Below are 737 nucleotides of genomic sequence, written 5' to 3'. Positions count from 1 at the left end.
GTTTCTGGTCTGCCCGTCCCGTCCGGCGAACTAATCTTGAACGTGCAACAGGGTATAGGGGGACGTAAGACAGAATCGGAACCATCAGCGCTCCGAAATCATACGGACCACCAATTGCGATGTACAGTATGGAGACCCCAGCGACGGCGACGATGGGAAGGCCCAGGGTGGCGAGCCACCACCGGAGATTAACCCGCCAAGTCAGGATCTGGCTGGCCCAGGTGCGGAGGTCTCCCCCGGCGAATTTGACGACGATAGCCGCCGCGACGAGTGGACCGAACCCACCGAGGTACATGAGTAAAACGCCGATCCAGATTATGGTGTCCGACTCGCCAGGGCCGATCTCCCCCGGCCCCGGGATCATCAGCATCGGTGCCCAAATCACCCAGCTGTACGTGAGGGTGAGGACGAAATACGACAGTACGGGCCGTTCTCGAATGGTTTGAGTCAGGGCACTCATTGATAAGTCTTCTGACGAATCGGGTCGTCCGGCTGGCTTGAAAGCAGTACTGAACTACTTGCATTGGTAGGCTGAGATCGACCGTACGGCACCCCTCTTAGGATATCTGTTGCTGGTTTCATACTTTAACAGATAGTAACATAACAGATGTGCACTTTGAATGTCATCCACAATATGTTGAGAAATTCCATAATATCACCTCTAAGGCTCTCAGACTTACAACATAGTGCCCTGTTGAAATTGCTCTGTTGAAGAGCGATCTAATCAGCTGATATCA

1 pseudogene is annotated in these 737 nt (G+C 53.2%); it reads right to left on the bottom strand.

The annotated features are described in order from the left end of the window. A pseudogene (locus C446_RS10315) lies at positions 1-370 on the bottom strand (hypothetical protein); the annotation flags it as partial. Positions 371-737: the final 367 nt, after the last annotated feature.

The organism is Halobiforma nitratireducens JCM 10879, assembly GCF_000337895.1.
Lineage (GTDB): Archaea > Halobacteriota > Halobacteria > Halobacteriales > Natrialbaceae > Natronobacterium > Natronobacterium nitratireducens.
Note: the sequence above shows the minus strand (reverse complement) of the source record. Positions and strands in the feature narration are given on the sequence as shown.